Source organism: Hoeflea marina, from assembly GCF_003182275.1.
GTDB classification, from domain to species: Bacteria; Pseudomonadota; Alphaproteobacteria; order Rhizobiales; family Rhizobiaceae; genus Hoeflea; species Hoeflea marina.
In genome coordinates, this window is sequence record NZ_QGTR01000012.1 from 15,288 (window position 1) to 28,185 (window position 12,898).

12 protein-coding genes are annotated in these 12,898 nt (G+C 67.1%); 9 read left to right on the forward strand and 3 right to left on the reverse strand.

Features of this window, described 5'->3' with window-relative positions:
- The first annotated feature begins 153 nt into the window (after positions 1-153).
- From ccoG to gndA, 5 genes are all read left to right on the forward strand, one after another.
- Complete coding sequence (gene ccoG / locus DFR52_RS23725; RefSeq protein ID WP_170132341.1) at positions 154-1,734, forward strand: cytochrome c oxidase accessory protein CcoG; 1,581 nt, start codon at positions 154-156, stop codon at positions 1,732-1,734.
- Positions 1,731-2,243: a FixH family protein gene (locus tag DFR52_RS23730; RefSeq protein ID WP_110034572.1), complete on the forward strand. Its 513-nt coding sequence runs from the start codon at positions 1,731-1,733 to the stop codon at positions 2,241-2,243. The genes ccoG and DFR52_RS23730 overlap by 4 nt, the downstream gene beginning before the upstream one ends.
- The gene (locus DFR52_RS23735) at positions 2,240-4,591 is read left to right on the forward strand and encodes a heavy metal translocating P-type ATPase (RefSeq protein ID WP_110034573.1); all 2,352 of its coding nucleotides are present in this window, start codon (positions 2,240-2,242) and stop codon (positions 4,589-4,591) included. The genes DFR52_RS23730 and DFR52_RS23735 overlap by 4 nt, the downstream gene beginning before the upstream one ends.
- Positions 4,588-4,740, forward strand: a complete 153-nt coding sequence (gene ccoS, locus DFR52_RS23740) for a cbb3-type cytochrome oxidase assembly protein CcoS (RefSeq protein ID WP_110034574.1) — start codon at positions 4,588-4,590, stop codon at positions 4,738-4,740. The genes DFR52_RS23735 and ccoS overlap by 4 nt, the downstream gene beginning before the upstream one ends.
- A 171-nt stretch (positions 4,741-4,911) precedes the next feature.
- Entirely contained in the window at positions 4,912-6,333 is a 1,422-nt protein-coding gene (gndA, locus tag DFR52_RS23745; protein ID WP_110034575.1) for an NADP-dependent phosphogluconate dehydrogenase, read from the forward strand.
- Between the two features lie 57 nt (positions 6,334-6,390).
- Here gndA and DFR52_RS23750 read toward each other — a convergent pair whose 3' ends face one another.
- Positions 6,391-6,873 (reverse strand): MarR family winged helix-turn-helix transcriptional regulator, encoded by a 483-nt coding sequence (locus DFR52_RS23750; RefSeq protein ID WP_110034576.1) that lies wholly within the window; start codon positions 6,871-6,873, stop codon positions 6,391-6,393.
- A gap of 173 nt (positions 6,874-7,046) precedes the next feature.
- Here DFR52_RS23750 and DFR52_RS23755 point away from each other — a divergent pair, with 173 nt between their 5' ends.
- On the forward strand, positions 7,047-7,733 hold the full coding sequence (locus DFR52_RS23755; RefSeq protein ID WP_110034577.1) for a D-lyxose/D-mannose family sugar isomerase: 687 nt from the start codon (positions 7,047-7,049) through the stop codon (positions 7,731-7,733).
- 101 nt (positions 7,734-7,834) lie between these two features.
- Here the strand turns inward: DFR52_RS23755 and DFR52_RS23760 are convergent, their stop codons facing one another.
- Positions 7,835-8,062: a helix-turn-helix transcriptional regulator gene (locus tag DFR52_RS23760; RefSeq protein WP_158285036.1), complete on the reverse strand. Its 228-nt coding sequence runs from the start codon at positions 8,060-8,062 to the stop codon at positions 7,835-7,837.
- Positions 8,063-8,392: 330 nt separating this feature from the next.
- The gene (locus DFR52_RS23765; RefSeq protein WP_158285037.1) at positions 8,393-9,424 is read right to left on the reverse strand and encodes an AraC family transcriptional regulator; all 1,032 of its coding nucleotides are present in this window, start codon (positions 9,422-9,424) and stop codon (positions 8,393-8,395) included.
- 87 nt (positions 9,425-9,511) lie between these two features.
- On the opposite strand from DFR52_RS23765, the gene DFR52_RS23770 reads away from it, so the two are divergent.
- From DFR52_RS23770 to DFR52_RS23780, 3 genes are all read left to right on the forward strand, one after another.
- Complete coding sequence (locus DFR52_RS23770) at positions 9,512-10,030, forward strand: PAS domain-containing protein (protein WP_110034580.1); 519 nt, start codon at positions 9,512-9,514, stop codon at positions 10,028-10,030.
- A 101-nt stretch (positions 10,031-10,131) separates the two neighbouring features.
- Positions 10,132-11,343 (forward strand): acyl-CoA dehydrogenase, encoded by a 1,212-nt coding sequence (locus tag DFR52_RS23775; RefSeq protein ID WP_110034581.1) that lies wholly within the window; start codon positions 10,132-10,134, stop codon positions 11,341-11,343.
- Positions 11,344-11,581: 238 nt separating this feature from the next.
- Positions 11,582-12,514, forward strand: coding sequence for an HD-GYP domain-containing protein (locus DFR52_RS23780; RefSeq protein ID WP_110034582.1), 933 nt, complete (start codon positions 11,582-11,584; stop codon positions 12,512-12,514).
- Positions 12,515-12,898 lie beyond the last annotated feature (384 nt).

Genomic DNA, 12,898 nt, shown 5'->3' on the forward strand with positions numbered 1-12,898 from the left:
CCCCGATCCGTCGGGAGCTGCCGGGCAGGGGGACCACAGCGACATTCGGCCCCGGGCCGGCGAGTTGCGCAAGGCCAACGGGCAAATTGATCCTGATCAAGGCGACTTGCGGTCGTTCCGGGCAATGTGGCGCCATCAACCATGGTAGGTGTCATGAATACCCATATCCCGCCGCAGCCCGTCGATGACCCGCAGGCCATCGAGCGGATCGAAGCCGAATCGGTCAACGCCGCCTGGAAGCGCAAGCCGCTCTACGAGGCGCGCAAGAAGATCTTCCCCAAGCGCGCCGAGGGCGCCTATCGGCGGTTCAAGTGGATCGTGATGCTGATCACGCTCGGCATCTATTATGTGACACCCTGGCTGCGCTGGGACCGCGGCCCCTACGCGCCCGACCAGGCGGTGCTGATCGATCTCGCCAACCGGCGCTTCTACTTCTTCTTCATCGAGATCTGGCCGCAGGAGTTCATCTATGTGGCGGGGCTCCTGGTCATGGCCGGGTTCGGCCTGTTCCTGGTGACCTCGGTGGTCGGCCGCGCCTGGTGCGGCTACACCTGCCCGCAGACGGTCTGGGTCGATCTGTTCCTGGTGGTCGAGCGGGCACTCGAGGGCGACCGCAACGCGCGCATCAAGCTCGATGCCGCGCCCTGGAGCGCCAACAAGGTCGTCCGCAAGGCGGCCAAGCACGCGATCTGGCTGATGATCGGTGTCGCCACCGGCGGCGCCTGGATCTTCTATTTCGCCGACGCGCCGACGCTGCTGATGAATTTTCTCCACGGCAGCGCGGCGCCCGTGGCCTACATCACCGTCGCCGTGCTGACGGCCACCACCTACACCTTCGGCGGGCTGATGCGCGAGCAGGTCTGCATCTACATGTGCCCCTGGCCGCGCATCCAGGCGGCAATGCTCGACGAGAGTTCGCTTGTCGTCACCTACAATGACTGGCGCGGCGAGCCGCGCGGCCGCCATGCCAAGAAGGCGGCGGCCGAGGGACTGGTGCTGGGGGATTGCGTCGACTGCAACGCCTGCGTCGCCGTCTGCCCGATGGGCATCGACATCCGCGACGGCCAGCAACTCGAATGCATCACCTGTGCGCTGTGCATCGACGCCTGCGACAGCGTCATGGACAAGCTCGACCGGCCGCGCGGCCTGATCTCCTATGCGACGCTGTCGGACTATTCCGACAACATGGCGCTGGCGACCGCGGGCGGCACAGCACCGGTCAATCCGGCGCTGGTGCGCACGCCCGACGGCTTCGTCGATACCGTCAAGCATTTCAACTGGAAGATCCTCTTCCGCGCCCGCTCGATCCTCTACATGGGCGTCTGGGCGCTGGTCGGCGTCGGGCTGGTGGTGGCGCTGCTCTCGCGCGACCGGCTCGAGGTCAATGTGCTGCACGACCGCAATCCGCAATATGTGCTCGAATCCAACGGCGACATCCGCAACGGCTACACGGTCAAGATCCTCAACATGATTCCCGAGCCGCGGGTGATTTTCCTGTCGATTTCCGGCCTCCCCGGTGCGACGATGAAGATCCCCGGAATCGACCAGCCGGACGGCGTCTCTTTCGCGGTCAAGGTCGAGCCCGACAGGCTCAGGGAACTCAGGGTCTATGTGCTGCAGCCCAGGCACCTGATCAGCGAGACGACGGCCCAGTTCCGCCTGGTGGTCGAGGACAAGTCCAGCACCGAGCGGGACACCTATCTCGCCAACTTCAATGCCCCGGAGATGAAATGACGATGACGCTCACCGCCTTCTTCCGTCCCAAGCAGTTCACCGGCTACCACATGCTGGCCACCATCGTGACCTTCTTCGCGGTCATCATCGGCGTCAATCTGGTGATGGCGAGCTACGCCATTTCCACCTGGACCGGGCTGGTGGTGCCCAACACCTATATCGCCAGCCAGGAATTCAACGGCAAGGCAGCCGAATCGAGGGCCATCTCGGCGCTTGGCTACCAGGGCGAGATTGCTTCCGGACCCGACGGCTTCACCTTCGCGCTGTCCGACAAGGCCGGCGACCCGGTCACGGCCGACGCCGTCCTTGTCGCCTTCAACCGGCCTGTCGGCGCCGTCGGCGACCACACCATGACGCTGACGCCGCGCGGCGAGGGGGTCTTCGCAGCCCCCGGCAAGCTCGTCGAGGGTGAATGGATCGCCCATGTGTCGGCCGTGCTCGACGGAGCCACCATCTACCGTGCCGCCTACCGCATCCACACGCTGGCCGACGGGAGCCTCAGGCAGTGAGCTGCTGCGCCGCAGGCACGGAAAGCGCCTCCGAGCTCGAGGCGCTGAAGACCGAGGGGCCGTCGGCGGACGAGCTGTGGCTCGCAAGCCGCCCGCTCGGCAACGGGATGAGGCAATGCGACCTGATCGTGCCCGGCGTCCATTGCGGCGTCTGCATCGGGCTGATCGAGCGCGAACTGCCGAAGCTCGCCGGAATCGACCATGCCCGCGTCAACCTGTCGAGCCGCCGCGTCGCGGTGGTGTTCTCCGAACTTGCCGACGGCGCCCGAACCGATCTCGGCGCGATCGCCTCCCGGCTCAAGGCGCTGGGCTATCCCGCCCATCTGCCGGGCCTGTCGGAAGCGGCGGGCGACCCGGCGCTGCGCGAACTGCTCAAGGCGCTGGCGGTGGCGGGCTTTGCGGCTATGAACGTGATGCTGCTGTCGGTGTCGGTCTGGTCGGGGGCGGAGTCGGCCACGCGCGACCTGTTCCACCTGATCTCGGCGCTGATCGCCGCCCCGGCGCTTATCTATTCCGGCCGCGTCTTCTTCGTCTCGGCCTGGACCGCGGTGCGCCACGGCCGCACCAACATGGACGTGCCGATCTCGCTCGGAGTCATCCTCGCCTACGCGATGTCGTTCTACGAGACTCTGACCCATGGCGAGAGCGCCTATTTCGACGCCTCGCTGACGCTGCTGTTCTTTCTTCTCGCCGGCCGCACGCTCGACCATGTGATGCGCGAGCGCGCCCGCTCGGCGGTGCGCAACCTGGCGATGCTCTCGCCGCGCGGCGCCATGGTGCTCGGTGACGCGGGCCGGCGCGACTATCGCAGCCTCGATGAGCTGCAGCCCGGCATGCGCATCGCGCTGGCCGCCGGCGAACGGGTTCCGGTCGACGGCCGGGTGGTCGAGGGCCGCAGCGACATGGACTTCGCCGTCGTCAACGGCGAGAGCGCGCCGGTGACGGTGGAGCCGGGGTCGATGGTGCCGGCGGGCACGCTCAATCTAACCGGTTCGCTGGTGCTGGAGGCGACGAATGCGGCGCGCGATTCGTTCCTCTCCGAGATGGTGACGATGATGGAGGCGGCCGAGAGCGGCCGCGCCGGCTATCGCCGCATCGCCGACCGGGCCTCGGCGATCTATGCCCCCGTTGTGCACCTGATGGCGCTGGCCACCTTCATCGGCTGGATGGCGGTGAGCGGCGACTGGCGCCAGGCGATGCTGACGGCGGTGGCGGTGCTGATCATCACCTGTCCCTGCGCGCTCGGCCTTGCCGTGCCGGTGGTGCAGGTGGTGGCCGCCGGCCGGCTGTTCGAGAACGGCATCATGGTCAAGGACGGCACCGCGATGGAGCGGCTGGCGGAAGCCGACCACGTCGTCTTCGACAAGACCGGAACGCTGACCCGCGGCCTGCCGCGGCTCGTCGACGCGGAGCGGATCGCGCCGGAATGGCTGCGGCTGGCCGGCCGCATCGGCGCCCATTCGCGCCATCCGCTGAGCCATGCGCTGGCGCTGCTGGCCGAGGAGACCTCCAGTGCCGGCGACACGGCGGGGGAGGAGCTGTCGGTGCGCGAACTGGCGGGCGAGGGGCTCGAGGCCACCGCCGCCGACGGCAGCATCTACCGCCTCGGCCACGCCTCCTTCGCCCTGCAGGGCGACGGGGCATCGCCCGCCGACGATGAGGGCTCGGAAGCCGTGCTGTCGCGCGACGGCCGGCTGCTCGCCCGCTTCCATTTCGCCGACGAGCTGCGCCGCGGGGCGGAGCCGGCCATCGCTGAGCTGTCGGCTCTCGGGCTTGACGCGGAAATCCTCTCCGGCGACCGCGAGCAGGCGGTGGCCGGTCTCGCCCGCGAGCTCGGGCTCGGGACCTTCGCGGCCGGGATTCGTCCGGCCGGCAAGGTGGCACGGCTGACCGAACTGGCCGCCGCGGGCCGCAGGACGCTGATGGTCGGCGACGGACTCAACGACGCGCCGGCTCTCGCCGCCGCCCATGTCTCGATGGCGCCGGCAGGTGCCGCCGATGTCGGCCGCCAGGCCGCCGATTTCGTCTTCCTGCACCAGTCGCTCGAGGCGGTTCCGCTGGCGATCTCGGTGTCGCGGCAGGCGGGCAAGCTCATCCGGCAGAATTTCGCGCTCGCCATCCTCTACAACTGCATCGCCGTGCCCGCCGCCGTGCTGGGCCACGCCACGCCGCTGGTTGCGGCGGTTGCCATGTCGTCCTCCTCGATCCTGGTGGTGCTCAACTCGCTCCGGCTGCGGCGAAAGGGTGCGGTCAGGGGACTGGCGGAGGCCCGCAGGCCGGTCGGCTCCACGGCACAGGCGGCACAGCTGTCCGGCGCGACCCCGGTTTCCGTCGGAGCGCGGGTATGAGCAACCTGATCTTCCTCATCCCGATCGCCCTGTTCCTCGGCGCGCTTGGCCTCGGCGCCTTCCTCTGGTCGCTCAAGAGCGGCCAGTACGACGACCTCGACGGCGCCGCCTGGCGCGTCCTCGACGACGGCGACGACAGCCCGGATTGATTCGGTGGGGGGGCGAGTGGCATCGCGCTCGGGGCCCCCATTCTTCGGCACATGCGATAGCGCGCCGCCCTTCCTCCGGCCCCAATCCCCCTGTCGCTCTCTTCAGACTTGCTCCCCCGCCGCTCAGGTGCCAAAACACTCGCCAATTCGAAACAATCGCGGGAGGTCATCATGGCGACGGCGGAAATAGGTGTGATCGGTCTGGCGGTCATGGGCGCAAATCTGGCGCTCAACATTGCCGACAACGGCTACAAGGTCGCCGTCTTCAACCGAACGACCGAGCGGACGCGCGAATTCCTCGCCAGCGCCGGTGAGCTTGCAGACCGGGTCGTGCCCTGCGAGACGATGGAGGACTTCGTCGCCGCCATCCGGCCGCCGCGCCCGGTGATCATCATGGTCAAGGCGGGCGATCCGGTCGACCAGCAGATCGCCATGCTGCGCAAGCTGATGGACAGGGACGACATCATCATCGACGCCGGCAACGCCAATTTCCGCGACACGATGCGCCGCTTCAAGGAGCTCGACGGCACCGGCCTCACCTTCATCGGCATGGGCGTGTCGGGTGGCGAAGAGGGCGCGCGGCACGGTCCCTCGATCATGGTCGGCGGCAAGGAGGCGTCCTGGAAGCGGGTCGAGCCGGTGCTGACGGCGATCTCGGCCAAGTTCAAGGGCGAGGCCTGCGCCGCCTGGCTCGGCGAGAACGGCGCCGGCCATTTCGTCAAGACCATCCACAACGGCATCGAATATGCCGACATGCAGATGATCGCCGAGGTCTACGGCGTCATGCGCGACCATCTCGGCATGGCGGCGTCCGAGATCGGCGACGTGTTCGACCGCTGGAACAAGGGTCCGCTCGATTCCTTCCTGATCGAGATTTCCGCGACCGTGCTCAGGGCCGCCGATCCCGAGACCGGCAAGCCGATGGTCGACATGATCCTCGACGCCGCCGGCCAGAAGGGCACCGGCCGCTGGTCGGTGATCGAGAGCCAGATGATGGGCGTGCCCGCCACCGCCATCGAGGCCGCGGTGGCCGCCCGCAGCCTCTCGGCGATGACAGGCGAGCGCGCCGAGGCCGAGAAACTGCTCGGCCTGCCCGGACCGGGGAAGGCGGGCGACAAGCAGGCGGTGATCGACGATCTCGAACAGGCGCTGCTGGCCGGCAAGGTGGCCGCCTATGCGCAGGGATTCGCGGTGATGGCGGCGGCCTCGACGGAATTCGGCTGGGACCTGCCGATGCCGGTGATCGCCAAGATCTGGCGCGCCGGCTGCATCATCCGCTCGCGCTTCCTCGACGAGATCGCCGGCGCCTTCAGCAAGGACCCGAATGTCTCCAACCTGGCGCTGACCTCGGCGTTCTCGAAGGTGCTGCTCGAGACCGACGGCGCGCTGCGCCGCGTGGTGGCGGGCGCGGTGACCAACGGCCTGCCGATGCCTGCGCTGGCAAGTTCCGTCAGCTATTTTGACACGCTCCGGCGCGCCCGCGGCACCGCCAACCTGATCCAGGCGCAGCGCGATTTCTTCGGCGCGCACGGCTTCAAGCGCATGGACAAGGCCGGCGATTTTCACGGTCCCTGGGGCTCGGGCGCGGTCTGATCAGTCAGCGTCACCGCGCGTGACACGCCCGCGTCGCGGCTGGTCCGGCCCCTGCGATCACAGCTGATCGATGGCCTCCACCGCCGTCAGGCCGCGGTCGAGCGCCGCGGCCCCGGCCGGGCCGAGTTCGGCCGTCAGCCTGGCCTCGAAACCGCGCGCCAGTTCCGCCAGGTCGAGATAGTTCCGCCGCCCCTCCGGGGTGAGCTCGATGTGCTCGATGCGTCGGTCGCGACCGTCGGTGGTGCGTTCGATCCATTTGCGCCGTTCCAGCGAGGCTACCGCGCGGCTGACCTTGGTCTTGTGCATGGCGGCCCTCGCACCGATCGCGGTCGCGGTCATCCGCCCGTGCTGTCCGAGATTGGCAAGCGTGCGCCATTCCGGCCGGGTCAGGCCGTGGCGGTCGCGGTAGAGGGCGGCGAAGCGGCGGCTGACCTGTTCGGCGGCGCGCACCAGGCGGAAGGGCAGGAACGACTCGAGCGCCAACCCGTCGTCCCTTCCGTCGCGCGGCGCAGTTGACGGCTGCCCTTTTTGAACTGTCATCGGCCTGCTCGTTCCCGTTTCTCCGCCCCAATCCCCGGGCCGGCATTTGTTGCATATGCAACCATCCCCGATCAACCGTCCATGATATGGCGAGCTGCCGATTGCATGCGGGCGGCGAAAGCCGTAAATCAGGTGCCGAACAAGCATCGGGCCCAGACGCCCCGGGGGAAAGCATGAATCGCAGCGAGATCAACGACATTCTTCTGGAGAGCGACCGCTTCATCCGGTCCTTCGGCTATGTCATGCCGCCGTTTGCCTACTGGAGCCCGGCCGAACTGAAGGCCCGCACCGCATCGGACGGGGCGGCAATCCGCGCGGCCCGGCTCGGCTGGGACATCACCGACTACGGCCAGGGCAAGTTCGCCGATCTCGGGCTGTTCCTGTTCACGGTTCGCAACGGCTCGGCCGAGGACCTCGCCCGCGGCCAGGGCATGCTCTACGCGGAAAAGATCATGATCTCGCGCGACAAGCAGCTCTCGCCGATGCACCGGCACGCCATCAAGGCAGAGGACATCATCAACCGCGGCGGCGGCAAGCTGGTGCTGGAACTGTTCAATTCCGCCGAGGACGGCTCGGTCGATCCGACATCGAAGGTCCATGTGCCCACCGACGGCGTCATCCGCACGCTTGACGCCGGCGGGCTGCTGTCGCTCGATCCGGGCGAAAGCGTCACACTGATGCCCGGCGTCTGGCACGCCTTCTGGGGCGAGGGCGGCGACGTGCTGATCGGCGAGGTCTCGACCGTCAACGACGATCTCACCGACAATGTCTTCCGCGAGCCGATCGGTCGCTTCTCATCCATCACAGAGGATGTCGATCCGGTGCACCTGCTGGTGTCGGACTACGATCGCTGGCTGTGACGCCTCGGCGCGCTCGTTCGTTTCATTGAAGACGCGCTGCAAGCTTCTGGTTTTGCGTATTGTCCTGTGACCATGGGAAGGTCACCACCTCTGGAAATGCTCTAGTTGCAGGAAATCATGCCCAGCCGCATGGCCTTGCCGATTGCCGCCATCCGGTTGGGCGAGCCGAGCTTGATGACCACGACGTTGAGGACCGCTGTGGTCTCTTCTTTGCTCAGGGTCAGCTCGCGGCCGATTTCCTCTTCGGTGTAGCCTTCGGCGATCATTGTCAGGCACTTCATTTCGGTTCGGGTGAGCGGAACGGTTCCCGGATTGCTGGAAAGATCCATGTCTTCGTGTCCTTTCACACCGGAACGCGGCGCAACCGGCCGCCGTGGGGCGACCGATTGCATGGTTCCGATGCTCGGCAGGCTGGTCGGCTCAGGTCCGGTGTCTCGCCAGTCGGCAAGGCTTGACCGGAAGCGGCTTTGCGCCCGTGTTCGGCCCGGCCTCGCTGAAGCGCGACCGCGGCGGGTGTGGTGATGCCGCTCCTATGAAGCGGTTCGCCGCCAAAGGCATTAACCGGCCGCGCCATTCGATGGTGATTTAGTCAAATGCGCAGGGAGTGGGCGATTGCCCAGCCGTGTCGCCCGGCAGGCCCGGCGCGCAACAAACTTGCGTCAAGCGTTCTGGGCGATGCCGCGCTGCCGGAAGGCGCTCGGCGAAACCCCGAACCAGCGCGTGGCCGAGCGGGTGAAGGCGCTCGGCGCCGAGAAGCCGAGCCTGAAGCCGATCTGCGACAGGCTGAGCGAGGTTTCGCTGAGCAGGCGCTGGGCAAGTTCGCGCCGTCCCTCGTCGATCATGTCCTTCAGGCTGGTGCCTGCTTCGCTCAATCGCCGCTGCAGCGTGCGTTCGCTCAACCCGAGGCTGGCCGCCGTGGTGGAGAGGGAGGGTGGCCGCGTGCCGATGCTGTCGATGATGTGCAGCCGCACCATCGTCATCAGATCCTCGCTCTGCGGCCGCTGCACCGGCACCGCATCCATCTGCTGGGACATGATGGCAAACAGCCGCGCATCGGCATTGGCGTTGGCGCGCGAGAGCAGTTCGCTGGGAAAGACCAGGGCATTGATCGGGGCGCCGAAGACGAGGTTCCTGCACAGGCTTTCCCGATAGATGTATACATTTGTTGGTTTTTCACGTTCGAGCTCCAGGCGTGCACGATCCATGTCCTGGCCGAGGATGCCGCGGAAGCGGGCGAGCGCCATCACCACGCTCATGTCGACATACTGGTCACGCTTGAGGATCAGCGGCGAGAAGGTCCACTCCAGCCGCGCCTCGCGCGGCCCGATCTCCAGCGTGCAGCCGCTGGTCTGGGATATCTTGGTGAGGTTCCTCCCCATGAACACCAGCGCATCGCGCAGCGTCGGGGCGTGCATCAGCGCGTAGCCGAACGGACCCGAGGCGCCCTTCTCGAAGGCCAGCCCCGCCTTGAGGCCGAACTGCGGATCGTTGGCCAGCATGGCGAGCGCCTCGAGCAGGCGGCAGAGCCGGTCGAGGCTGATCATCACGCCGAGCTTGCCGAATTCGTCCGGATCAAGACCGCAGGCGCGTGCGATCGGAGCCACGTCGATGCCGCGGCTCGACGCATAGTGCGCTATCGACGAAGCCAGGCTCGCGGCGACACGCAGGCGATCGACGAGATTCGAATCCACGATGTGGCGTCCAGGGTTAAAAGATCGGCATCTGAGGGTAAGCCCTGGCGGGCGCACTTGTCGAGGGCTTAGTTATGGTCGCCCGACATGAGTGACAATGAGACTGCGCGTTCCCCCGTCTTCGCCAGCGCCGAGGCCATCAACCAGTTTTCGCTTCCCGCCGGCGCGCCGCTCGCCGCCAAAGCGTTCGTGGCGCTGTGGCATGCCAGCCGCGCCCATGACCGTCCGCCACCTGCCGAAAGCTTCGACCTGGCCGATCTCGGCGGCACCTATCCCTATCTTGCCCGGATATGCGAGCGCGGCGGAGACTACGGCCCGGGCGGCGATCTGATCTGGGCGGAGTGCGCCACGATGGCATCATGGCCGTTCGCCCGGCCGGTGATCGGCAAACCGCTGTCGGAAAGCCTGCCGGCGCATTCCGTCCGCCGGGTGCAGGCGGCGTTCCGCGAGGTCATTGCCACCGGCATGCCATCCTATTTCGAGATCACCACCTGGCTCCATGACGGCAGCGAACTGGCGCTGGGTCGGCTCGCGGTGCCGGTTGAGGGAGCCCTCGGTTCGGTCGATCTGCTGGCGCTTTGGGTCCCGCGCGACGACATCCGCTGATGCGGGGGGCCAATTTGCGCTTTGCGGTCAGGGCCGTTTCACGGTATCGAACCTGCACGATTTGAGGGCAGGAGCAATCCTGTCCGGAGATGGAGTCTGCCATGAATGAAGCTTCCGCCGTCCACGCACCCTCCCGTGCCGCCTTCCATTGGGACGATCCGTTCCTGATCTCGGACCAGCTCAGCGACGAGGAGCGGATGATCCGCGACGCCGCCGCGAGCTTCGCCGCCGACCGGCTGGCGCCGAAGGTGACCCGCGCCTATCTCGAGGAAATCACTGACCGCGACATCTTCGCCGAGATGGGCGAGGCGGGTCTTCTGGGCGTGACCATTCCCGAGGCCTATGGCGGCTCCGATGCCGGCTACGTGTCCTACGGACTGGTGGCGCGCGAAGTCGAGCGCATCGATTCGGGCTACCGCTCGATGATGAGCGTGCAGTCCTCGCTGGTGATGTATCCGATCCATGCCTATGGCAGCGAAGAGCAGCGGATGAAGTATCTGCCCAAGCTCGCCAGCGGCGAGTGGGTCGGCTGCTTCGGCCTGACCGAACCCGACGCCGGCTCCGATCCGGGCGGCATGAAGACGCGGGCGAAGAAGACCGACGGCGGCTATGTGCTCAACGGCTCGAAGATGTGGATCTCCAACGCGCCGATCGCCGATGTCTTTGTCGTCTGGGCCAAGTCGGAAGCGCATGACAACCAGATCCGCGGCTTCGTGCTGGAGAAGGGCATGAAGGGGCTTTCGGCGCCCAAGATCGGCGGCAAGCTCAGCTTGCGCGCCTCGGTCACCGGCGAGATCGTGATGGAGAATGTCGAAGTCGGCGAAGAGGCGCTGCTGCCCAACGTCTCGGGCCTCAAGGGTCCGTTCGGCTGCCTCAACCGCGCCCGCTACGGCATCTCCTGGGGCGTGATGGGGGCTGCCGAGGACTGCTGGTTCCGCGCCCGCCAGTACGGTCTCGACCGCAAGCAGTTCGGCAAGCCGCTGGCCGGCACGCAATTGTTCCAGAAGAAGCTCGCCGACATGCAGACCGAGATCGCGCTCGGCCTGCAGGCCTCGTTGCGCGTCGGCCGGCTGATGGATTCGGGCGACATGGCCCCCGAGATGATCTCGCTCATCAAGCGCAACAATTGCGGCAAGGCGCTCGACATCGCGCGGGCCTCGCGCGACATGCATGGCGGCAACGGCATCCAGGCGGAATATCACGTCATGCGGCACGCGCAGAATCTCGAGACCGTCAACACCTATGAGGGCACGCACGACGTGCACGCGCTGATCCTCGGCCGGGCCCAGACCGGCATCCAGGCGTTTTTCTGAGGGATTTCCTTTCGGGACTTGGACAGAGGCGGGCCGGCGGTCCGCCTTTTGTCTGACCGGTCCCCGGCAGGCTCAATCCGGATCATTCCGCCTTGGCCGGGCAGTGCGCCCCGATGCCGCATTCACACAGCGCTCCGGCCCGGCGGCGGCAGGAAATCGGGGCGCCCTGTTTACCTTTCCGCAACCGCTCCGCCGCACATAAGAGTGTGGTGATTTTCGTCAACTCCCGGGCCTCCTGATGCTCACACGCATTCCCAAGACCGCCATCGAGAAGGGCATGTTCGTCGAGGCGGTCGAGTGCTCGGAGGCGCTCTTCGGCAAGCGCCGCTTCGTGCTGAAGTCGGATGCCGATCTCCGGGCGATCCGGCAATGCCCCGCCGATTTCGTGGTGATCAACACGGCGGCAGGCAGCGCCCGCGCAGCCGGCAGTCCGATGGCCGCGGGCAGCCGCGCCGGTGCCGACCCCCATGCGGCCGGCAGCATGGATCGAGCCCGCGCCGCGGTGATCATGTCGGACTCGGTGCGCGCGCTCAGGCAGGGCCTGACCGGCATCGCCACCGGCGGCGAGCTCGACATGAAGCTGCTCGCGCCGATCATCGCCGAGATGGCGGATGCCGACCCGGCCACGACGTCGCTGTTCTTCGAGGTGTCGCGGCTCAAGAGCAAGGACGAGACCACGTTCCAGCACTCGCTGGCGGTCAGCGTGCTGATGGGCAAGCTCGGCGACGCCCTCGGTCTCGACCGCGACACGGTCGAACTGCTGGTGCTGTCGGGCATGCTGCATGATGTCGGCAAGTTGTCGATCTCCAACGGCATCCTGCAGAAGCAGGGCAAGCTGACGGTCGCCGAGCGGGCGACGATCCAGAGCCATCCGCGCCGCGGCCACCAGATCCTGCAGAAACATGCCGACCTGCCGCCCGAGGCGCTGGAGATCTGCCTGCACCACCACGAATATCTTGACGGCAGCGGCTATCCGGCCAGGCTGAGCGGCGCCGAGATCGGCCCGCTGGTGCGCATCGCCACGGTCTGCGACGTGTTCGAGGCGCTGACCTCGGCGCGGCCCTACAAGCGCGGCTGGAAGACCGCCGATGCGCTGGCCTGGATGTTCGATCGCGACCAGCAGTTCGACCGCAAGCTCGTGCTCAGGCTCGGCGCCTGCATCGACGGGTAGGGGCTTAACCCTCCCCCTTGTGGGGAGGTCGGACCGCAGGTCCGGGGAGGGGCCTCTGCATTGCCTGCACCCGCCGGAAAATTCCATAGAAATCAGAACCCCTCCCCAACCTTGCCGGGGCGAGCCACGGGTCTCGCCCGTCCTTCGGACCCCCACAAGGGGGAGGGGCTTACGCGCGGCACCCGCCACCCACGCCGAAAATCCGCGCGTGACTTCGTCACCGACGGTTCTGGGTATTTCGAGTGCTTCCGGCCCAAACCGGAATGCGGGGCGCGCGGGACCAGCCCGCAATGGTGTAACCGGGGATGGAATTGGCATGGTCGCCCACGCCCCGCCGGTGTCGGACCCGATGCCTTCCGGACACCGGGCACTCCAGATCGACGC

Bases quoted from the DNA above. Each gene is read 5' to 3' on its own strand.
- DFR52_RS23780 (WP_110034582.1), top strand. From the start codon at position 11,582: ATGCTCACACGCATTCCCAAGACCGCCATCGAGAAGGGCATGTTCGTC.
- DFR52_RS23730 (WP_110034572.1), top strand. From the start codon at position 1,731: ATGACGATGACGCTCACCGCCTTCTTCCGTCCCAAGCAGTTCACCGGC.
- ccoG (WP_170132341.1), top strand. From the start codon at position 154: ATGAATACCCATATCCCGCCGCAGCCCGTCGATGACCCGCAGGCCATC.
- DFR52_RS23755 (WP_110034577.1), top strand. From the start codon at position 7,047: ATGAATCGCAGCGAGATCAACGACATTCTTCTGGAGAGCGACCGCTTC.
- gndA (WP_110034575.1), top strand. From the start codon at position 4,912: ATGGCGACGGCGGAAATAGGTGTGATCGGTCTGGCGGTCATGGGCGCA.
- DFR52_RS23770 (WP_110034580.1), top strand. From the start codon at position 9,512: ATGAGTGACAATGAGACTGCGCGTTCCCCCGTCTTCGCCAGCGCCGAG.
- DFR52_RS23750 (WP_110034576.1), bottom strand. From the start codon at position 6,873: ATGACAGTTCAAAAAGGGCAGCCGTCAACTGCGCCGCGCGACGGAAGG.
- ccoS (WP_110034574.1), top strand. From the start codon at position 4,588: ATGAGCAACCTGATCTTCCTCATCCCGATCGCCCTGTTCCTCGGCGCG.
- DFR52_RS23775 (WP_110034581.1), top strand. From the start codon at position 10,132: ATGAATGAAGCTTCCGCCGTCCACGCACCCTCCCGTGCCGCCTTCCAT.
- DFR52_RS23760 (WP_158285036.1), bottom strand. From the start codon at position 8,062: ATGGATCTTTCCAGCAATCCGGGAACCGTTCCGCTCACCCGAACCGAA.